This window comes from Flavivirga sp. 57AJ16 (genome assembly GCF_028736925.1).
Lineage (GTDB): Bacteria > Bacteroidota > Bacteroidia > Flavobacteriales > Flavobacteriaceae > Flavivirga.
In genome coordinates, this window is record NZ_JAQZAT010000009.1 from 65,829 (window position 1) to 87,627 (window position 21,799).

Annotated in this window: 17 protein-coding genes; 4 read left to right on the forward strand and 13 right to left on the reverse strand. The window is 33.5% G+C overall.

The annotated features are described in order from the left end of the window. Positions 1–200 precede the first annotated feature (200 nt). From PQO00_RS11330 to PQO00_RS11355, 6 genes are all read right to left on the reverse strand, one after another. Positions 201–1,637, reverse strand: a complete 1,437-nt coding sequence (locus tag PQO00_RS11330; RefSeq protein WP_274184957.1) for a glycosyltransferase family 2 protein — start codon at positions 1,635–1,637, stop codon at positions 201–203. A 309-nt stretch (positions 1,638–1,946) separates the two neighbouring features. After that, entirely contained in the window at positions 1,947–4,208 is a 2,262-nt protein-coding gene (locus PQO00_RS11335) for a polyribonucleotide nucleotidyltransferase (RefSeq protein WP_274184958.1), read from the reverse strand. A 197-nt stretch (positions 4,209–4,405) separates the two neighbouring features. Next, positions 4,406–4,675, reverse strand: a complete 270-nt coding sequence (gene rpsO / locus PQO00_RS11340) for a 30S ribosomal protein S15 (RefSeq protein WP_274184959.1) — start codon at positions 4,673–4,675, stop codon at positions 4,406–4,408. 148 nt (positions 4,676–4,823) lie between these two features. Then, positions 4,824–5,681 carry an acetyl-CoA carboxylase, carboxyltransferase subunit beta gene (accD, locus tag PQO00_RS11345; RefSeq protein ID WP_274184960.1) on the reverse strand — a complete coding sequence of 286 codons (858 nt, stop codon included), beginning with the start codon at positions 5,679–5,681 and terminating at the stop codon, positions 4,824–4,826. Between the two features lie 324 nt (positions 5,682–6,005). Then, the gene (gene fbaA / locus PQO00_RS11350) at positions 6,006–7,073 is read right to left on the reverse strand and encodes a class II fructose-bisphosphate aldolase (RefSeq protein ID WP_274184961.1); all 1,068 of its coding nucleotides are present in this window, start codon (positions 7,071–7,073) and stop codon (positions 6,006–6,008) included. An 876-nt stretch (positions 7,074–7,949) separates the two neighbouring features. Continuing rightward, positions 7,950–10,475 carry a BamA/TamA family outer membrane protein gene (locus tag PQO00_RS11355; RefSeq protein WP_274184962.1) on the reverse strand — a complete coding sequence of 842 codons (2,526 nt, stop codon included), beginning with the start codon at positions 10,473–10,475 and terminating at the stop codon, positions 7,950–7,952. 265 nt (positions 10,476–10,740) lie between these two features. Between PQO00_RS11355 and PQO00_RS11360 the strand changes: the two genes are divergently transcribed. Beyond that, positions 10,741–11,460, forward strand: a complete 720-nt coding sequence (locus tag PQO00_RS11360; protein WP_274184963.1) for an RNA methyltransferase — start codon at positions 10,741–10,743, stop codon at positions 11,458–11,460. A 615-nt stretch (positions 11,461–12,075) separates the two neighbouring features. Here PQO00_RS11360 and PQO00_RS11365 read toward each other — a convergent pair. The 3 genes from PQO00_RS11365 to ubiE all read right to left on the reverse strand — a co-directional run bounded on the left by PQO00_RS11365 (position 12,076) and on the right by ubiE (position 14,227). Further along, positions 12,076–12,642 carry a hypothetical protein gene (locus PQO00_RS11365; protein WP_274184964.1) on the reverse strand — a complete coding sequence of 189 codons (567 nt, stop codon included), beginning with the start codon at positions 12,640–12,642 and terminating at the stop codon, positions 12,076–12,078. A gap of 125 nt (positions 12,643–12,767) precedes the next feature. After that, positions 12,768–13,496, reverse strand: coding sequence for a porin family protein (locus PQO00_RS11370; RefSeq protein WP_274184965.1), 729 nt, complete (start codon positions 13,494–13,496; stop codon positions 12,768–12,770). 5 nt (positions 13,497–13,501) lie between these two features. Beyond that, positions 13,502–14,227, reverse strand: a complete 726-nt coding sequence (gene ubiE / locus PQO00_RS11375) for a bifunctional demethylmenaquinone methyltransferase/2-methoxy-6-polyprenyl-1,4-benzoquinol methylase UbiE (RefSeq protein WP_274184966.1) — start codon at positions 14,225–14,227, stop codon at positions 13,502–13,504. 236 nt (positions 14,228–14,463) lie between these two features. Here ubiE and trkA point away from each other — a divergent pair, with 236 nt between their 5' ends. Continuing rightward, complete coding sequence (gene trkA, locus PQO00_RS11380) at positions 14,464–15,813, forward strand: Trk system potassium transporter TrkA (protein WP_274184967.1); 1,350 nt, start codon at positions 14,464–14,466, stop codon at positions 15,811–15,813. Between the two features lie 32 nt (positions 15,814–15,845). Then, positions 15,846–17,339, forward strand: coding sequence for a TrkH family potassium uptake protein (locus tag PQO00_RS11385; protein ID WP_274184968.1), 1,494 nt, complete (start codon positions 15,846–15,848; stop codon positions 17,337–17,339). Between the two features lie 249 nt (positions 17,340–17,588). Here the strand turns inward: PQO00_RS11385 and PQO00_RS11390 are convergent, their stop codons facing one another. Beyond that, a complete protein-coding gene (locus tag PQO00_RS11390; RefSeq protein WP_274184969.1) occupies positions 17,589–18,245 on the reverse strand; it encodes a response regulator in 657 nt (218 codons plus the stop codon). Between the two features lie 1,073 nt (positions 18,246–19,318). Between PQO00_RS11390 and PQO00_RS11395 the strand changes: the two genes are divergently transcribed. Beyond that, positions 19,319–19,585 (forward strand): hypothetical protein, encoded by a 267-nt coding sequence (locus PQO00_RS11395; RefSeq protein ID WP_274184970.1) that lies wholly within the window; start codon positions 19,319–19,321, stop codon positions 19,583–19,585. Positions 19,586–19,651: 66 nt separating this feature from the next. On the opposite strand, the gene PQO00_RS11400 is transcribed toward PQO00_RS11395, so the two are convergent. The 3 genes from PQO00_RS11400 to PQO00_RS11410 form a co-directional block, all read right to left on the reverse strand. Beyond that, complete coding sequence (locus PQO00_RS11400) at positions 19,652–20,740, reverse strand: DUF748 domain-containing protein (RefSeq protein ID WP_274184971.1); 1,089 nt, start codon at positions 20,738–20,740, stop codon at positions 19,652–19,654. A 321-nt stretch (positions 20,741–21,061) separates the two neighbouring features. Further along, positions 21,062–21,223, reverse strand: a complete 162-nt coding sequence (locus tag PQO00_RS11405) for a DUF1328 domain-containing protein (RefSeq protein ID WP_274184972.1) — start codon at positions 21,221–21,223, stop codon at positions 21,062–21,064. A 40-nt stretch (positions 21,224–21,263) separates the two neighbouring features. Further along, positions 21,264–21,737: a PA2169 family four-helix-bundle protein gene (locus tag PQO00_RS11410; RefSeq protein WP_274184973.1), complete on the reverse strand. Its 474-nt coding sequence runs from the start codon at positions 21,735–21,737 to the stop codon at positions 21,264–21,266. Positions 21,738–21,799 lie beyond the last annotated feature (62 nt).

A 21,799-nucleotide genomic window follows, 5' to 3' on the forward strand; every position in this document is an offset into this window, starting at 1 on the left:
AGTACCCAACGGAATCTCAGGTTTAATCTAAAGAATTCCTCGAGGCTTGCCTGGCGACGAGGCAGCGATATCCCCCTACGGCATGCCTCGGGGATAGTCGGTTTAAGAAGTTTTTTAGTATCTATTATTGAAATTTTAATTATTCAACCATGGACTTATTTGCCTCTTTTGCGTAAATATTAAATGGCATCTGGTTTATACTATTTTATTTCAGGTAAACCACGCGTTAACCAGCCTCTTTTGCTTGCCGTTGCAATAGCATAAGGGGTGATCCAAAATAAACCAAATGTGTACAGAATACTGTAAGTATAGGCCCAAAAAGATGTTTTTATTTCATATCTGTTTGCATAGAATATTACAGAAAATGTCGATAACATTAGTATGCTTAAAAATGTTGAGCTTAAAAACAATATAGGATGAGTAATTACAAAAAATAGCATGAACAATAAAAAAGGGTAGGCCATGACTATTTTTAGTGATTGATTAAAAAATAGAACCCGAGTGGCGGTTTTAGAACCTTCTCTAAAGTTTTTAAACACGTATTTTGACATTTCAATATTCTCACGAACATTACTTCTTCCCCATCTGATAAACATTTTGTACAAACCATTATATTTTTCTGGTACGTTGGTATATGCATAAGCATTTCTTTGGAACAATACATTGTAGCCTTGTTTCAAAATCATGTTTGTCATGGCTCTATCTTCGCCAATATCTGAAAGCTGTCCCATAAAAGTTTGATTGATCCATTCTGGAAGACAAGCAAAAACAGCTTTACTTTTATATGCAGCTAAAGCCCCAGGAGTACATAATACAGAATTTAAACTACTTTCTGCCGAACGTACAAATTCGAAACTTAAAACAAAACTAACATCTAGCATTTTGGGCAATAGTGCTTTTTCCTTATTCAATACACGTATATTCCCTGCGACTGCACCACATTTTTCATTTATAACAAATGGGCTGACTAGGTTTCTTAAGGTATTTGGTTTTACGATAGAATCACTATCAACCGTTACAAAAATGTCTCCAGTACCTTGATTAAAGCCTCTATAAAGGGCATGACGTTTCCCTTTGTTTTTAGGTTGCTGGTAAATTTCCAAACGGTCTCCCAATTGTTTTTTGGCATCTAGCATCCAGTCCCAGGTATCATCCACACTTCCATCGTCAATGGCTAATAGTTGCAATTTTTCTTTGGGATAATCACTCTTTGTTAAACTCATTAAGGTATCCCAAACTTGTTTGCCTTCATTATAAGCTGGCACGATTACGGTACAGGTTGGTAACGCGTCGTTAGATACGGACTCAATATGCTTGTATTTAAAATAGCGATATAAGTTATAGACAAAGAAACCGCCTTTAAATAAAAATAAAGAGATAAAGATTATCATGAACGAAAAGCCCAGTGTGGAACTCATACGTTCGGCATTAAATTCTATAAAGTCTTTTTGTAACACATACCCCAGATAAACAGCATCGATGATTAATAAAAAAGTACACGTTAATACGAGGGCGCCCCAGATTTTAGATGTTTTTATTGATGAAGCATATTTATTGAAGAGGAAGGATTGAGGGGTATTAAAATTGTTGTTTTTGGATGTTTTTAATAGTTTAGAAACTATCTTTTGAATTTTCATAAATCTTTTTTGACTATTAGGTTTATACCTTTTACGTAGTAAAAACGATTTCAGATTTTTTTTAATATTTATTTATGAAAATGATTCTAATTATAGATTTATAAAGGGAAGATCTAAGGTAAAACACCTCTAAATACTGGTGTATATTATAAAAATAAAGAGTCTGAAAAGTACTTAGATGCCCGTTGGATGTCCGTTCTTTCTACTTAAGTCCATACTGAGTGGAGCCGAAGTGTGCGATAGGACAACTTTTAGTTTCTAATACTTTTCAGACCTTTGAATTCTATAGTTTTATAGAGATCTTAAAAATTAATTTTCTTTTTTATCCTCTCTAGGTTTTCTGTCATCACGACGGTTATCACGTCCACGATTATCTCTACTTCTATTATCACGTCCACCTCTGTTATCACGACCATTGCTTTCTCTTGGTGGTCTTGCTACATAACCTTCTGGTTTTGGTAAAATAGCTTTACGAGATACTTTTTCTTTGCGTGTTCTTGGATCAACTCCAAAATACTTCACATCAAAAACGTCTCCCATGTTTACAACGTCCGATACATTTTCCGTACGTTCCCAAGCTAATTCGCTTACGTGTAATAATACTTCATTTCCAGGAGCGTCCAGGTATTCTACAACGGCTCCAAAATCAAGCATTTTAATAACTTTTACTTCGTAAACGCTACCAACTTCTGGTTTAAACATTAATGAGTCTATCTTTGCTAAAACAGCATCGATACCTTCGTTACCAACACCTAGAACTTCAACAATACCTTCTTCTGTAACAGGATCTTCATTAATAACGATCGTTGTTCCTGTTTCTTTTTGTAATTCTTGAATTACTTTTCCGCCAGGGCCAATTAACGCACCAATAAATTCGTTAGGAATTCTTCTGGTTACCATTTTAGGAGCGTGTGGTTTCACGTCTTTTGCTGGAGCAGCGATAGTATCGGTTAATTTACCTAAAATATGTAAACGACCATCACGAGCTTGATTTAAAGCATTTACAAGAATTTCGTAAGACAATCCTTTTACTTTTATATCCATTTGGCAAGCTGTTATACCATCTGCAGTACCAGTTACTTTAAAATCCATATCCCCTAAGTGGTCTTCATCACCTAAAATATCAGAAAGCACTGCGTACTTTCCAGAATCTGCATCAGATATTAATCCCATAGCGATACCAGAAACGGGTTTCTTTAATTGAACTCCGGCATCCATAAGTGCCATAGTACCAGAACAAACTGTTGCCATAGAAGACGAACCGTTACTTTCTAATACTTCACTTACAACGCGAACTGTATAAGGACAGTCTTCAGGAACCATACCTTTTAAAGCACGTTGAGCTAAGTTACCATGTCCTACTTCACGACGAGATGTCCCACGAATTGGTCTGGCTTCTCCTGTTGAAAAAGGCGGGAAGTTATAGTGTAAATAGAAACGCTCTTCACCTTCAAAAGATGGCATATCTATTTGATTCGCTTCTCTAGATGTTCCTAAAGTAACTGTTGCTAACGCTTGAGTTTCTCCACGAGTGAAAATTGCAGAACCATGAGTTGATGGTAAATAACCAATCTCACACCAAATAGGTCTAATTTCATCAGTCTTACGACCATCTAAACGTAAACCTTCGTTTAAAGTTAAATCCCTAACAGCCGCTTTTTCAGCTTTACTGTAATATTTAGATATTAAATCTCCAACATCTTCTAATTCTTCTTCAGAGAAAGTGGCTTTTATTTCTTCCTTAATTTCTGCAAATGCAGCACCTCTTTCATGTTTTGCAGAACCTGCTTTTGCTACAGCATATACTTTATCGTATGCCATATCATGAATTTTTTGAGCTAAATCGGCATCTTCACGTTCAGGCTCGTACTCGCGAACTTCTTTTTTTCCGAATGCTTCAGCTAAAGCAACTTGTGCGGCACATTGTACTTTAATAGCTTCGTGCGCAAATTTGATAGCCTCAGTCATTTCTTCCTCTGAAATCTCATTCATTTCACCTTCCACCATCATCACTGAGTCTGCAGAAGCACCAATCATCATATCTATGTCAGATTCTGCTAGTTGTGCTCTAGTTGGGTTAATTACAAATTCACCATTTACACGGCCAACTCTGGCCTCGGAAATAGCACATTCAAAAGGGAAATCTGATAATTGGATCGCAGCAGAAGCCGCTAATCCAGCCATGGCATCTGGCATTACTTCATCATCATGAGACATTAACTGGATCATCACCTGTGTTTCACTATGATAATCTTTTGGGAATAGCGGACGTAAAACACGGTCTACAAGACGCATTGTTAATACTTCACCATCACTAGGTCTTGCTTCTCTTTTAAAGAACCCTCCAGGGTAACGCCCAGCAGCAGCAAATTTTTCTCTATAGTCTACTGTTAATGGCAAGAAGTCTACGTCTGCTTGCTTGTAGTTGGAAACAACTGTACACAAAAGCATACATTTTCCAGATTGCACAACAACGCTACCATGTGCTTGTTTTGCTAATTTTCCGGTTTCGATAGAAATTTCTCTACCATCACCTAGGTCTATGACCTCTCTAAAAACTTGTGGAATCATAAATTTTTTAATTCTAATTAAACAATGGTCGTTGTGTTGTTGTAGTGTTGTGACCAATGAAAAACTATGTGTCCTGAACTTGTTTCAGGATCTGCTTAATCATGTAATTGCGTAGTTTATACTCTTCGCTAGAGTTATACTATTTGCGCCTGAACAGTTGCGCAAAAAAGAAAAAGAGGCTGATTAGCCTCTTTTAATTATTTTCTTAATCCTAATTCTTTTACTATAGCACGATATCTTAAGATATCTTTCTTAGTTAAGTAATCCAGTAAAGCACGACGCTTTCCTACTAATTTAACCAATGAACGCTCCGTATTAAAATCTTTACGATTATTTTTTAAGTGCTTTGTTAAATGGTTGATTCTGTGGGTAAACAATGCGATTTGCCCTTCTGCAGAACCTGTGTCTTTTGCATCTTTGCCATGTTTTTTAAAAATGGCTTCTTTTTCTTTTTGATCTAAATACATGCTAATATTATTGTAAATAATTGTTATGTAAACGAAAGTTTCTCTTTCGAGCGGCAAATATAGTGATTTTTAATGATTTTCAAGAAAATCTGTTAAAAAGAAAAGAGCCTGCCTAAAAAATTAAATTATTCTAGGTAACCTCTTTTTTTTATGCTCTTAAAGGTTGATTTGTTATTAAATCAAGGTATTTGTTGACTTTGTTTTTCAATTCTTTCCTAACTGTAATAAAGTCTAAGAACCCATGCTCTAATAAAAATTCGGCAGTTTGAAAACCTTCTGGTAATTCTTTTCCCGTAGTATCTCTTACAATACGTGGTCCTGCAAACCCAATTAAAGCTCCTGGTTCGCTAATGTTAATGTCTCCTAACATGGCAAATGATGCGGTTGTACCCCCTGTAGTTGGATCTGTACATAACGAGATATAGGGGATTTGAGCATCTGCCAGTTGAGCTAGTTTTACAGATGTTTTAGCTAATTGCATTAAGGATAAAGCAGCTTCCATCATTCTTGCTCCCCCAGATTTGGATATGACCATTAAAGGCATTTTGTTCTTTAAGGAATAATCTGCGGCACGTGCAATTTTTTCTCCTACAACGCTTCCCATGGAGCCGCCAATAAATGCAAAATCCATACAAGCGACTACTAAGTCTTTTCCTTTGGATTTTCCAACTGCTGTACGAACGGCATCTTTTAAATGGGTTTTATCCTGGGCTGCTTTTAAACGTTCTGGGTATTTTTTTGTGTCAACAAATTTAAGTGGATCTTTAGATTCTAAATTAGCATCTAATTCTTTGAATTTATTGTCATCAAATAATATTTCAAAATATTCTTTGCTTCCTATACGTACGTGATAACCATCTTCTGGACTTACATAGAAGTTTTTTTCTAATTCTTCTGCATCAACAATTTTACCAGTGGGAGATTTATACCAAAGCCCTTTAGGGGTATCTTTTTTCTCCTGGGTTGTTGTTGTGATTCCTTTTGTTTTTCTTTTAAACCAAGACATAGTGATTTACAATTTTAGATTAACGATTGTTGTTAAGTAAACGTTATTCGTGTTAAGGATTATTTGTCCTTTAATTTTATTAAATACAAAATCATCAATATTTCATATTCTAGGCATTTATTAAAGCCCTTCTATTTTTATTTAGAAGTGACTACCAAAAGCCTAAACGCAAAATTAAACCTTTTTTTAATTTTGGGGTTACGCCCTAATGATTTTATTAGTTTAATATTTGTAATTTGTTGTTTTACAAGAGGGTATAGAAAAAAAGACTCTGCTTTACACAGAGTCTTTAATAAATGTATTTGTAAGTAAGTTTACTTATAATTATAAGGTGTTTACGTTGTTTAAATCCTCAAAAGCCTTTTTTAAACGTTCTATAAAGGTAATCTCGCCCGCACGTAGCCAAACACGTGGGTCGTAGAATTTTTTATTAGGAAGATCATCTCCATCAGGATTACCTATCTGTGCTTTTAAATATTCAGATTTATCACCCATATAGTCACGAATACCGCTCATAAAGGCATATTGTAGATCAGTATCAATATTCATTTTTATAACACCGTAACTGATACCTTCACGAATTTCTTCAACTGTTGAGCCAGAACCACCATGGAAAACGAAATCGATATGATTGTCTTCAACACCATATTTCTCAGTAATATATTCTTGAGAATTTTTTAAGATTTTAGGCGTTAATTTTACGTTCCCTGGTTTGTAAACTCCATGTACATTACCAAAAGCAGCTGCAATTGTAAATTGATCACTTACTTTGCTTAATTCTTCGTAAGCATAAGCTACTTCTTCTGGTTGTGTATATAGTTTGGAATCATCAACATCACTATTATCTACACCGTCTTCTTCACCACCAGTAATTCCAAGCTCTATTTCTAGTGTCATACCCATTTTGCTCATGCGCTCTAAATAGGTTTTACATATTTCAATATTTTCTTCGATTGGTTCTTCAGAAAGATCGATCATGTGTGAGCTGAAAAGTGATTTCCCGGTCTCAGCGAAATGTTTTTCACTGGCATCTAATAAACCATCAATCCAAGGTAATAGTTTTTTTGCACAGTGGTCTGTATGTAAAATGACAGGAACACCGTAAGCTTCTGCCATGGTATGTACATGTTTTGCGCCTGCAACAGCCCCTGCAATAGCGGCTTTTTGACCATCGTTACTTAATCCTTTACCAGCATTAAATTGCGCACCACCATTAGAAAATTGTATAATTACGGGAGCATTTAAAGCTGCTGCAGTTTCTAATACACCATTAATGGTGTCTGAACCTATGACGTTAACTGCAGGTAATGCAAATCCTTTTTCTTTTGCAAGTTTAAAAATTGCCTGTACTTCATAACCTGTAGCAACTCCTGATTTAATATTGTGTCCCATTTTAAATAATTTGATTAGTAATTAATTGAAGCCAAAAGTAATCAATTTTTGAATAAATAGATATGATTTAATGGCTTGAAAATACTAAAAGAGGACTAAAACGTTATAGTTTTCATAATGGGGATTAGATTCCCGCTTTGCTCGTTAGTCTTTTATTGAAACAAGTTCAGTACAGGCAAGAGAATAATAACTTTAATAGAAAACTCATTACTAAGCACCTACCGTGTGTACACATTTTTAAAAAGGACACGAATGACACAAATTTACACGAATCTAATACCTTAATAGCACCAATTGGCAACAGAAGTGAGTCTTAAATAATACCAATTATTACTCAAAACAACCCATATAATTTGAATTATAGTGTACTTATATGGAATAAAAAACATGAGCTCAGCTTCCTACCTGCCGGCGAGGCAGGAACTGGGTATGAAAGCATAACCTTAGCTATGGGGTAATACCCAGTCAAGCTGAGCACATGTTTTATCTTGAAAAATAAGAGCCATAGAAATCGAAGATTCATGAACTCCTATTTTTAAAATGAAAGATAGTGAACTAAACGAATTATTAGGCTTATTTTATTTGTTAATAGGTATAACAAATAGCTAAGTTAAACAAGAACACGAGTCACCAAGTCTATGTACACTTGAAACCTATCAATAGAGAGGATAATTAATGAGAAACCCGTTTAAGAGTTAATGTGTCTCTTCTGTCACGCTAATTAGTGATAATTTGTGTCATTCGTGTCTGATTTCTATTATTTCATTTCTGCTGTTAATATTTGTGTCCAAACGGTAGTACTAAGCACAGATGTTTTTTTGCGATTGAAGTGATTTGAACTTTCCCGCTTCCTTTTAAAAAGTTTAAGCCACTTTATCAAAAAGGGTAGTTTATACCAATATTATAAACGGCATTTGAGAAGTTATAATCATTAAACCATCTGTTTTGGTCGGTATAAAAAGGATCATAAGTCTTGAATCCTATGTCGAAACGAAATACAAAAAACTTAAAATCGTAACGTAGGCCAAAGCCAGATCCAACGGCAATATCCTTTAACGAATTGAAGCCCGTAAATGTGGCGTTGTCGTCTTCTACATTATCTAGTACATTCCAAATATTTCCAGCATCAACAAAAATAGCGCCATTTAAGTTTTCGAATATATTGAAGCGTTGTTCAACATTTAGGGCTATTTTTAAGTTAGCCTCATTAAACTCATTAATGGTTTTAGAGCTACCGGGGCCTAAGCTATAAGCTGTCCAGGCACGATTGTCGTTAGGGCCGCCCGCAAAGAAACTTTTTGAAAAAGGGATGCTTGTAGAGTTTCCATAAGGGATGGCAATACCTAAAAAATTTCTCATAGCCAATATGTTCTTTTTTCCTAAATCCCAATGTTTTGTATAATTAAATTCTGTTTTCACATATTGAGAATACGCCACATCAAAAATTTCATATCGGTTGTCATCATTTTTTTTTAGACCTACTAATTTTGATACGTTTGCTAGTAGATTACCTGCCAGTTCTAACTTAAAACGAAAGATAGAAAAGTCGTCATCAAATAAATTAGTGCGTTCGTCATTGATAAAACTAAAACTGGAAGAAAGAATTAAGTTGTCTTCCGTTAATCTGTCTTTGCGCTCGTCGACACTATTTATTATTGCTAATTGACTACTTGAAATTTCGCTGGGCGTTTGTGGATTTAAGGCATAATCTAAAAAGGCATCTGTTTGGTCGGGAATACTTAAATCACTATTTGAGTCTATGTAATTGACATCTTTTGCAATCTGGTTCAAAGATCTATAGGAGTTTTGATAGATGCCAAAATAGTTGTTTACATTTAGGTTCCTAACGTATTGGGCATTAAATAAATCTAGTCTGTTGCTTACTTTTTTATTTGGATACCAGTTATAATTAAACGTGCCACTAAAGGTTTGTTTGTCTAGCCCTATATTGGTCTGCCCTGTTGCAGATAAACCAATTCGTGTAGAAGGAGACATATATTTAGGGATAATGCTTTCTGTATTGAAAGGTGAGAACAGTCTCGGGATTGTTAGTTTAAGGTCGATACCAATTTCGTTAATATCGAAAAAAGGATCGTCAATATTGTTTTTGTCTTTTGAAGCTCCAATGGATCCAATGGCAGAGACCTCAAGTGTTTCTGCACCTCTAAAAATATTTCGAATTGATAAGCTCGGGTTTAATGAAAATCCAAATGTTTGAATGTTGCTTTGTGAAGCATCAGCACTAAATCCTAAGCTAAACTTTTTTAAAGGTGTTAATCTAATGGTATCTGTAAGTGTATTATCGGGGTTCTCAATATATTCAATGCTTGGATATTTAAAGATACGTAATTGATTTAAGTGCCTATAGGTACGTGTCCTATCTATATCTTTAAAAACAGAACCTGGGTTTATAAATATGGCATCTGTGAGTGCTTCTGGCCTGTAGCGCATTTTGTTATAACTATAAAGTTTATAGCCGTTGTAAGTTATTGAATCTTGAAACGGTTTCCCCCTGTTTTCAAAGAGGTAATCTGTAATAATGTTAACCTCCTTGATCTTGAATATTTTAAAAGGTTCTCGCCTAATGGAATCTTGTGTTCTAATAGCTCTATCCTGAATCTGAATCCCAACATTTACTTTCTTATTGGTCCCTATGGTATCCATTTCAAAGGTGATATAATCTTGATCAAAATGAAATACGCCAGCGTTTCTTAATTCATTGGAAATTCTATCGCGTTCTTGCTCAAAATTACTGGTTTTATATTGTTCGTTCGATTTTAGTAATGCATTTTTCTTAATGTTTTGGTATAAAGAATCTATGATGGGGGATTTTATTTTTTCTGAAATAGAATCGATTATAAAAGGAACCCCGGTTTTAACCTGGTACTCAATACTGGCACGTTTGTTATCATCTTTTTTAATGTCATAAGAGGTTTCAACATCAAACCAGCCATTATTGATGTGGTAATCCTGAAGCCGCTTTACAGATTTTTTTGTTTTTTCCTCACTCACGATTACTGGAGGTTCTCCCGTTTTACGTAGCCAATTATTAAACCCGATAGCAGAGCTTTTTAGCCTATCAAGTTGTTTTTTCGATAATCTTTTGGTTAACCTGGCCCTGCGGTTGGGTTTTTCATCTAACCATGCTTCAAACAAAGAATCCCTATTGTTACGTGCTAAATTATAAATATGCAAACGTAATGGGATCCCCGCAATTTTTCTGTTGGGCCTTTGATATAGTAAATCGTTTATGGTCTCTGTATTATCTTTTTTGCCATTTACCGACACCGTTGTACTGGTTAGTAAGTGTTCATTTTCAGCAACTCTTTTTGTGCTATCACAGGATAAAAAGTATCCTATCGATACTAAGGAAATTAATATTTTTGAAAGCTGTTTTTTCAAATGAAATTAGTTCAAGTTATAATTTTTATGAATTGATTTTAATTAATGAAATATAAATTGTCTATTTGAGACTCAAAAGTACATTTTTTCAAGTGTTTATTTTATTTTTTTTCAAAGGTAACGTGTAACATCTATATTAAAGATGATTTTAAGTGATTGAATTTTTAGTCTTTGATATTTTCTTTAAGAAAATATTTAAATAATTTTGGTCCGGGACAATGGTATTTTTCATTTCTTTATAAAATATCACATTAATTTAGATTACATGCTCTCTAAAAGCCATATAAAATTAATTACGAGTTTAAAACAGAAAAAATATAGACAGCAACATGGCCTTTTTGTTGTTGAAGGTGTTAAAACCATAAAGGAACTATTGCGATCTAAATTAACGCTTCATGCATTATATACGACAGAATCTTTCAATATTGATGCCAAAAATGAAATTTCAATTACAGAAGCAGAATTAAAGCGTATAAGTTTTTTAACCACACCTAACAAAGCACTCGCCATTTTTAAAGTTCCAGAGGTTAAGCCAATTGAAGAAGGTAGACTCGTTTTAGCATTAGATGCTGTTAGGGACCCTGGGAATTTGGGAACAATTATTAGGCTTTGTGATTGGTTTGGTGTTAAGGATTTAGTTTGTAGTAAGGAAACAGTAGATTGTTTTAATCCAAAAGTGATACAAGCAACTATGGGGTCTATTACCAGAGTAAATATTAGTTATGTAGATTTAGAGCTATTTTTAAACAAAACGAGCTTACCTATTTATGGCGCTTTTATGGAAGGTGAAACGGTTTATGATACCTCATTGCCAAAGCAAGGTGTTTTGGTAATGGGTAATGAAGCTAATGGTATTTCAAAAGAAATTGAAATTTTTATAAAGAAAAAAATCTCTATTCCCAGATTTGGGGAGTTGCAAGCTGCCGAAAGTTTAAATGTAGCTACGGCAACAGCTATTTTATTGAGTGAATTTAGAAGGGGGTAGTGTTCAGGGTTCGGTGTTCAGTGTTCGGTATTCAGTGTTCGTGTTCAGTCGCAGTAATCAGTTTCGGTAAACAGTCGCAGTCTTCAGTATTCAATTTCAACTTCAATTTCAACTTCGACTTCAATTTCAGTATTCCGTTTGTAGTCTTCAGTAGGTAGTGTTCAGTGTTCAGTCGCAGTAATCAGTTTCGGTAAACAGTCGCAGTCTTCAGTATTCAATTTCAACTTCAATTTCAACTTCAATTTCAGTATTCCGTTTGTAGTCTTCAGTAGGTAGTGTTCAGTGTTCAGTGTTCAGTCACAGTAATCAGTTTCGGTAAACAGTTGCAGTCTTCAGTATTCAATTTCAACTTCAATTTCTGCTTCGACTTCAATTTCAATATTCCGTTTGTAGTCTTCAGTAGGCAGTGTTCAGTGTTCAGTCGCAGTAATCAGTTTCAGTAAACAGTCGCAGTCTTCAGTATTCAATTTCAACTTCAATTTCAACTTCGACTTCAATTTCAATATTCCGTTTGTAGTCTTCAGTAGGTAGTGTTCAGTGTTCAGTCGCAGTAATCAGTTTCGGTAAACAGTTGCAGTATTCAATTTCAACTTCAATTTCAACTTCGATTTCAGATTAGGTTTTGTCTCGCCATTTATTGATTATAGCATCATCCCATACCTGTACTTCAATATACTTGTCATACTTTAGGTTTTCTTGAGACAACGATTTTTCTTCAGAAGGCATCCCGTATTGGTCAATTAGTTCTTTCATTTCGTTTAGTAAGAATACTTGTCCGTTACACGCTTTTCTATATTTAGCAAGTTTGGGCTCGTCATAAAACTGAAATGATACCATGCTATCTGGGTAGGTGAAACTTATTTGTTCTGGCTTCAAATCTGTCAAAGAGATTTTTACCACATCAGGGTTTTTATAACAAGATTTCATCCACTCACATGGACCTAAGGTGAAATAAAAGGGATCATTTCTTTTTGGTTTGCCCCCTTTAGCTATAAAGCCTTCTTTTAGTCTTTTTTCCAAAGCAAATCTTAATTCGATATAATTAGGAGGTCTTTTGCTATTAAAACCAACCGATATATTGTTTTGAATTTTTTTTGCCTCTTCAAATTTGTTTTGGGTAATATTTAGAAATGGTCCTTGATCCTTTTCATAATAATGATACAAAAATTCAGGAATATGCATAAAGTATTAATAAATAATGACTAAAGTTTAACCTATTTAAAGGCCTGGTTGTGATGTGTTTTTTAGAAAATTGATTTTAACTTCCAATTTCCAACCGAATACTGTGATTGAATACTGAAAAAAAACTACTGAAACGTAAAATTAATAAACACACCTCTGGTTTTCATACTGGCAATATTACTGGTCCAAGGGCTATTAGGATCTTTGTCTCTAACAAGTTCGTCTCCTATGCCAAAAAGCCCGCGTATAGAAGGGGTGAATTTAAAGTTGTACAAGTATAGATCTATCCCAAACCCAAGTTCATAAAACAATGAATTTTTTTTGGTCCTAAATTGCCCATTACTGTTATCTTCTGGATTATCCTGATTGCTAGATAGATTTAAAGCTGTGGAAAATCCACCTACAATAAAAGGTTTAAAATTGTTAATACGTTTGGTAGAGATTTTTACTAGTAAAGGGACATGTATATAAGTTGATTTAACTTCCCTAGTTAAGTCAGAACTCTTAAAGGTTGTACCGGTAAAATATGTTTGGCTATAATGTAACTCTCTCGTTGTAATTAATAAACCAGGTTCTAAACGCAAATCAATAAAACTATTAATACGTAAATTTCCAATTAAACCAACACTAAAGCCAGGACTTCTTTTTACATAAACATCGCGTAAGTCTTCATTATAATCAAAATTAAAGTCATAATTATTGATCCCCAAAAAGTAACCCCAGCGTAATAACCTATTATCTGTAGAGCCTCTTCCTTGGTTTGCATCGTAAGTCACTTTTTCTTTTCTAAAAAGTTGCGCGTGAGATGTTTGAATTATAAATAAAAATGATATTAGTGCAAAAAACCGCTTCATATTTATTACTTAGATGATTTGTAAATTGTTGCCACACCAAAGGTTTGTGGAAAATCTTCAACATTAATAAACCCAATTTTTCGTAAAATATTGTTCAAAGCTTCTCCATAAGGAAAAACAGAGGCAGATTCGCATAAATATTTATAGGCACTTCTATCCTTGGAAAATAGTTTTCCAATGAGGGGTAAAATGTTTTTTGTGTAAAATTTATAACCTTGTTTATATGGTGTTTTAGAAGGAATGGATGTTTCCAGTATTACGAAAGTGCCATGAGGTTTTAAGACTCTAAATATTTCTTTCAAGCCATTTTCCAAAGTTTCAAAATTCCTCACGCCAAAGGCTACAGTAATAGCATCAAAAGCATTATCTTCAAAAGGCATATTTTCACTATCGCCCAAAACCATTTCTATTTTCGACTCTAAAGATTTCTTTTTAATTTTTTCTTTACCAATTTCCAACATACCGCTACTAATATCCAAACCAACAATTTTTGTGGCATTGGTTTCGGCCAGGTTAATGGCTAAATCTCCAGTTCCTGTAGCTATATCTAAAATAGTTTCAGGATTATTTTCCTTAACAATTTTCACTACTTTTTTCCGCCATTTAATATCTATCCCAAAAGAAATAACGCGGTTTAAACCATCATAATCTTCAGAAATAGTGTCAAACATTTTAGTGACTTGTTCTTTTTTGCCTAAATCGCTGTTTTTGTAAGGTTTAATTTTTGACAATGCTCTAATTTTTTTGGCAAACGTACATAATTTATTTTTACTTTAATATATTAAATTAAGGCAAAATAAATTATACAGGTTGTCCCATTCATAATTATTGAAATAAATATTCTACGGGAGAATATATGTTTTTTAATAAGCATTAACCAATACGATGTCAAATATTATATTTATAATATCTCATGTGGTAATATGTATTTTATAGTATATTTGTTTACTTTTTATGATAATTAATAATGAAAATAATCATTGCTGGTGCTGGTGAAGTTGGGTTTCATTTGGCAAAATTATTGTCTTACGAGTCTCAAGAAATAACATTAATAGATATAGACAAAGAGAGTTTAGCTTATGCCGATACTCATTTGGATATAAGGGTTATTAAAGGAGATACGACTTCCATCTCTATTTTAAAAGAAGCTCGAGTAAATAATTGTGACTTGTTTATTGCGGTAACAGCAATAGAGACGACTAATATTACAGTATGTGTATTAGCAAAGCAATTGGGGGCTAAACGAACCATAGCCAGAATTTCTAATACCGAATTTATAAACTATAAAGACGAAGTGGGCTTTACTAAGTTTGGTATTGATGAATTAATTTCTCCAGAAGCTTTAGCTGCGGCAGAGATTAAATTATCTTTAAAACAAACATCTTTCAACGATACTTATGAGTTTGAGGGAGGTGCGCTTACCATGGTTGGTCTAACATTATCCAGTACGGCTTCATTTGTTGGCAAGACTGTTAAAGAAGCTGCAAAAATATTTCCTGAAATCCATTTTGTACCTATTGCTATTCAACGTTTTGGGGCGCAATATACCATCATTCCAAGAGGAGATACAGAATTTAAGAGGGGTGACAATGTTGTATTTGTGACTTCTGAAGGCGGCGGTGAAGAACTTTGTAGACTCACAGGAAAATCAAACCGGGAGATAAAGAATGTGATGATTTTAGGAGGTAGCCAAATTGGTTACAAATCGGCTAGGGATTTAAGCGAAAAAGGATTTAAGGTAAAACTTTTTGAAGCAGATAAAGAACGGGCATTTGAAATTGCCGATGACTTACCAAATGTTTTAGTGATTCATAGTGATGGGCGTAATGTTAATTTGCTTGATGAAGAAAATATTAGTGACATGGATGCTTTTATAGCTGTAGCAGGTAATTCTGAAACTAATATTATGTCCTGTTTAGTAGCAAAATCAAAGGGCGTTGAAAAAACAGTGGCTTTGGTTGAGAACATGGATTATTTTGAATTATCCCATTCTGTTGGGATTGAGACATTAATAAATAAAAAGTTATTAGCTGCAAATAATATCTTTAGATACATAAGAAAAGGCGAGGTCGTTGCTATGACGAAACTTAACAATATGAATGCCGAATTGTTGGAGTTTCATGTAAAATCCACTTCGGCTATTTGCAATAAATATATTAAGGATATCGATTTTCCAAGATCGGCCATCATAGGAGGCGTTATTAGAAAGGGTTTAGGGGTCATTGCGCTAGGAGGTTTTAAAATTCAAGAAGGGGACAGGGTTGTGGTCTGTAGTCTGCTTAAATCGATAAAAGGTGTTGAAAAATTATTTCGCTAATATGGATTTTGAAGGTAAGATGAATTTATAAGATGAAATTAAATTACAAAATAATTTTTCATTTCTTAGGATTACTGTTGCTATTTAATGGCGGTTTTATGTTATTATCTGCTCTTGTAAGCTTGCTTTACAAAGACGGGGTGACATTTCAATTGTTCTTATCGGGTATTTTTACGTTAATAGCTGGACTTTCATTGATGGTCTTTACGAGACATCATGAAAAAGAAATGAATAAACGGGAAGGCTATATCGTGGTTTCTTTTGGTTGGATAATTATGGCGCTTTCCGGTACGTTACCATATGTGCTGACCGAAAGTATTCCAAATTTCACAAATGCTTTTTTTGAGACCATGTCCGGTTATACGACAACGGGAGCCTCTATTCTAAATGATATTGAAGCGGTCCCTAAAGGTGTTTTATTTTGGCGTAGTTTAACACATTGGATAGGAGGTATGGGCATTATTGTTTTAGCTATTGCCATACTACCATTATTAGGGATTGGAGGCATGCAGCTTTTTGCAGCTGAAGCACCAGGGCCCAGTGCCGATAAATTACACCCTAGAATTACGGATACAGCAAAACGTTTATGGCTTATTTACTTCGGGTATACAGCCGCAGAAACCCTATTGCTAAGTGTAGCGGGCATGTCTTTTTTTGATGCTATAAACCATTCATTATGTACCTTGTCCACAGGTGGGTTTTCGACTAAAAATGCTAGTATTGCTTATTGGAACGGTGAACCGATTATTCAATACATTATTATATTATTTATGTTTTTGGCAGGGACTAATTTTGTTTTAAGTTATTTTGCTTTTAAAGGAAAAGTCCAAAAAATAATTAATGATGAAGAGTTTAAATTGTACTTTAAATTTATAATAATCTTTACCATAATAGCAGCAGTTATCATTTATTTTAGAGCAGATATATCGGCATCCTCTATTGTGCATCCTATGGTTTGGGGGGAAGCAGAAAGTGCATTTAGGCACTCCCTGTTTCAGGTATTGGCTATTGTTACAACAACAGGTTTTGTAACAGCAGATTATACGATGTGGACACCTTTTCTAGTGGTTTTCTTTTTTGGTCTTATGTTTTTAGGAGGATCGGCAGGAAGTACCTCGGGTGGTGTAAAAGTAGTGCGCCATTTAATATTGATAAAAAATGGTTTTTTAGAGTTTAAGCGTACTTTGCACCCAAATGCTATTATACCGGTACGTTATAATAAAAGAGCTATTTCTGGGGATATTGTATTTAATATTTTAGGATTTTTTATTCTTTATATGCTATCTTTTATTATTGGTGCTTTGGGGTTCTCTATGTTTGAAATAGACTTTAAATCATCCATTGGTTTAGCGGCATCCAGTTTAGGAAACGTAGGGCCGGCACTTGGGGATTTTGGACCTGTAAATAATTATTCGGCTTTGCCTTTATTGGCGCAATGGTGGGCTTCTTTTTTAATGCTTATTGGGCGTTTAGAGCTCTTTACTGTACTTATTTTGATTACCCCTTTCTTTTGGCGTAATAGGTGATAAGATGTTTTAAGGCCATGCACATTATTTATTAAGTGCTATCGTGGAGTGTTTTTTTGATAGATAGTCGTCCAAATAAAGAAAAGACAAGTGTTTTAAATAGGGAATTTTATAAAGAATAAGAGAATTTAAAGGGTCTTCTCATTATTTTAATCAGCAGTAGTAATTTATCTGTATAATATATCTAATATAAGCGTATTACTATAAAATTATACTAAAACTACCTAAACATAGAATGATCTTTCTTTGTTAAATAAAACCAAGCTTTTTTGCTTCTTTTACTAAGTTAAAGTTCTCATTGTTGTTGGTATCTAATAAGTTTTTTAATTTGGTTTTCCTTACTTCAATGGCTCTGGTCGATAAGGGGATATAATTAGATAAATTTTTAGTCTTTTCGCCCATGGATAAATGATATAGTATTTGTCTGTCAAAATCATCAATGGTTATTTTATTGGCGAATGTTTTACGGGTATAGCCTTCAATGGTTTTACTATAATATGTTTTTCCTTTAAAAGTGTTTAGGATAGCATTTTTTAGATCAATACCATCAATATCGGATTTGATCATAAATCCTTCAGGATGAATTTCATTGATGATGTTTTGAATTCTGGATTGATCTGTAATAGATGTTAAAATTAAGATATTTGTACTGGGTGACTCCTTTCTTATTAAAACGGCCAAGTCTTCTCCGCAAATATAGCGTTCGTTTGTTGAAATAGGAAGCTGGAGATCTAGAAGAACTACTTGTGTTTTAATTCGTTGAATCTTGTGTATAGCTTCGTCACAATTTTTGGCAAAAGTCACATTAAAGACAACATTCGTTATTTCACTTAATATATTTTTGTAAGCATTTGCTATAATAGCAGAGTCTTCTATGATGAGTAGATTAATGCCGATTTTGTTCATCTTGAGGTATTTGTTTTTAGTCCGACCTTCAAAAATATAGATTGTTTTCTGGAGTCTTATTTAATGTACTGAAAATTTGTGGTAAAACCGCAATAAATTTATAAATAAAAAGTATTCATTTGTACTTTGCTTATAACTTGGTAACAAGGGCTATTATATTGAATACCATTGTTTAAGCAAAAGGTTATTATGAAAGTCACTGATTAATCGGTGGCTTTTTTATGTGTTCTATCCTGAAATAAATTGACTAAAAAGGGCGGTTTTTGAGGAGCAATAAATGCCTATAATTGATTTTTAAAAGGGAACTCATCTTGGTTTTTATAATTATAACCACAAGAAATTCACAACAGAGAATTTAAGAGATAAACGGTTGGTTTCTGCACTAGAACTATTTTAAAAGTCCTTGTCTTTATTACTATTACCATGACAGCTTTTTTCTAAGCATTATTTATTTGAACTTATCTTGATTTTTTGTTTTTAACCGAAATCGAAGATTCATGAACTCCTATATTATGATAATAAGAGTTAAGTGAACTAAAATGAGCTAAAATGAGCTAAAATTTGTTCAGATAAGGCACTTTTTGAAAGTCATAGTACTGTTACGAATAAGAAAAGTAACAAAATATGAACGAATTTGGGCTATTCCTGCCTGCAGGCAGGTTTTAGGAAATAGTAAAAGTCAAGATAAGTTCTTTATAAAACTTGTAACATTTTCATAAAATAAATTACATATAGCTAAGTCGCTATAAAATGGCATAGAATATTTAGAAATAAAAAATTGAAGTTCAAGGCAAAAAGCGCAGGCATAGCCTAGTTACGACGAGTATTTTTAACGAAGAAATTCGGTTTTTTACTCTGAAGGTTCATGTTATTTTATATTGATTTAGCTATATATATGTATATAAAGCAGCTTTTTTTACGATTGTTGAGGATAATCTTTTTTACTAACCTCAAAATAATCTTTTAAAATTTAATTTCAATAAACTTGGTTTTATTGAATGGTCAAATTATTATAAGAACTTTAAATGTATTGAACGTTTTCAATACAATAATCATTTTAATACTTAGAAATTATGGGAGGAGAAGGCGCAATGATGGCTGCTAATAATTCTTTAAAAAATAATAGGAGCCTTTTATCAAAAAGAAAAGAAAAAAGTGCTTTAGGAGGCAGCTATTCTAATGTTAAATTAGCTATATTTCCAGAAGCAACACCAGAGCAGTTAAAAGAAATTAAAGAAAAAATTAAGCAGGAAAACAAGCAGAATAGACAAAAACTAATCATTGTTTTTAGCTTAATGATAGTCTTGTTGCTTTTAGTTCTTGTGTATTTCAAACAATAAATGGTATTATCCAAATAAAAAAGACAGCCTTTTTACAGTCTTTTCATTATTTTTTGTAGAGTGGTATTATTTGTTTGTATTTTTAAAAGCATCTTTAAACTCCACCTCATCATCAACCTGTCCTTTAAAAGCTTTTATCCAGGCATTTCCAAAAATGTTTAGTATAGTGGGCCATACGCCAGCTTTTACATTGTTTAAATCGCCTTCAATGGGGATTTTAGTTGCTAAAGTGTCGGTGCGCTGGTTTTTAAAAATAAATTTAAAAAAACCTACAAGGCCTTCCCAGAGTACGCCGAGAAATCCATCTTCTTTACCAATGAGTTTGGAATCTGTTAACAAAGGCTTCATATAGCCTGTTAAAAATCCATCGGCAATGGCAATTTCGCTATACAGTCCAAAAGTTCCTTTTTCAAAATCTATTCCTGCATAGTGACGCGTAAATTCATTTAAGGCTTTGGCATTGGATTTTTCTAATGAAAAAGCTAGATCCATATCTGGAATTTTCTTTATTAAATTAATACGGCCATCTAAAGTCATATTTCCATTTCCAAAAGTGACACCTGTAGCGTGAAGTTGAGAGGGAAGTATCCTTTCTTTCAATACGACGTTACGTAAATTATCTGCTACTAATTCTACTTTAGAGATGCTTAAATCTATATTAGGGTCTGCTTGCAATTGTACAAAGGCCACTTTTCCATCATGCACTTCAAAATGGTTAATGTCTATAGGGACAATTTTTGTTAAGGCTTGTGTCCAATCTTTTACATTGGGTGTTTTCCCTTCTTTTTTTTGGTCTTCGAAAACATAAATGAGCTCAGGGCCTGTCATGATAATTTCGCTTACAATTCTACCTTTAAAAAGTGATTTCCATTCAATGGAAACATCACTTTTCGGAAAATTTAAAAAGGGCACTTGGGTTTGGGCATTCGTTTTGTTTAAGTACATGCCTTTTATAACATAAGCCCCTCTGTATAAGGCAATATCAATGTCGTTTACATGTCCATGATATCCAGGGATATTGACTAATACATCGTTTATTTTGTTTTTGACCATAGTGGGTAAATACAATCGAAAAGCAACTAAAAATATAATAACGACAATAGGTATAATATAGCGCTTCTTTTTGTAGATTTTACGATTTTTTTTAATGGACATACTATCTTGGTAGTTTACGAATAATTAAACTTTCTCCCCTTAATTCTGGTTTTACAAAAGGCAGCCTTTAAGGCTGCCTTTTGATCTATAACCTGCTTATTTATGAAGTGAATGTTGGTTTAACGGTTCTATTCCACTTCATCTTCAATTTCATCGACTGCATCTTCAATACCATCTCCAACTTCTTCAATACCGTCTTCAACTTTTTCTTCTGCTGTTTTCTGGTCTCTACAACTAGTGAACATAGTTCCTAGTGAGAATAATAATATAAATATATATGATAATTTTTTCATCTTTAATTCGTTTTTAAATGTTTTTGTTTTACCTTTTTATGCCACTTTTTATAAGTGACAAAATAAATAGCACAATAAATATGAAGAATAGAATTTTGGCTATGCCTGCAGAGGCTCCTGCAATACCGCCAAATCCTAATATTCCTGCGATTAATGCTATTACTATAAATGTGATTGTCCAACGTAACATACTTTTGGTGTTTTTTTAATTAATGTTTATCTTTCTAATTTTAGGATACGATATCTTCAAGTCTTTTAACCGTATTTAAAGCATTCTTTATATCTGTTAATTGACTTTTTAATAAATCTCCTATATAAGAATACACTTCGTTTTTTTCAAGTTGTGCTTCGTATTCTTTTACGCTGGCTTTTTCGCCTCTAATACATTCTTCTAAAATAGCTTCATCTGTATCTGAACTTAAAGCTGTTTTAATGTCTATCCATGTTCTGTGTACCGATCCTAAAACACTTCCGCTGGTAGCAGGTGTAGCATTTAATTCGCGAATTTGACTATCTAGTTGTGTGGCAAAAGTGTTTCTTTGGCGCGCTTTACTTTGTAACCAATCTTTTAAAGCTAAGCTGTTTGCTTTGGTCATTACTTTTTTATAGCCTGTCTCTGCATCGTAATTCTTTTGTAATAGTTCCTGTAGAACCTCTACGGTTTCTTTATTTATTTTCAGGGTTTCTTTATTTATACTTTCCATGTTTTCTGTTTTTTAATTATTAATATTGTCTTTGACTTAAGTCCTAAGACATTTTTTTAAAT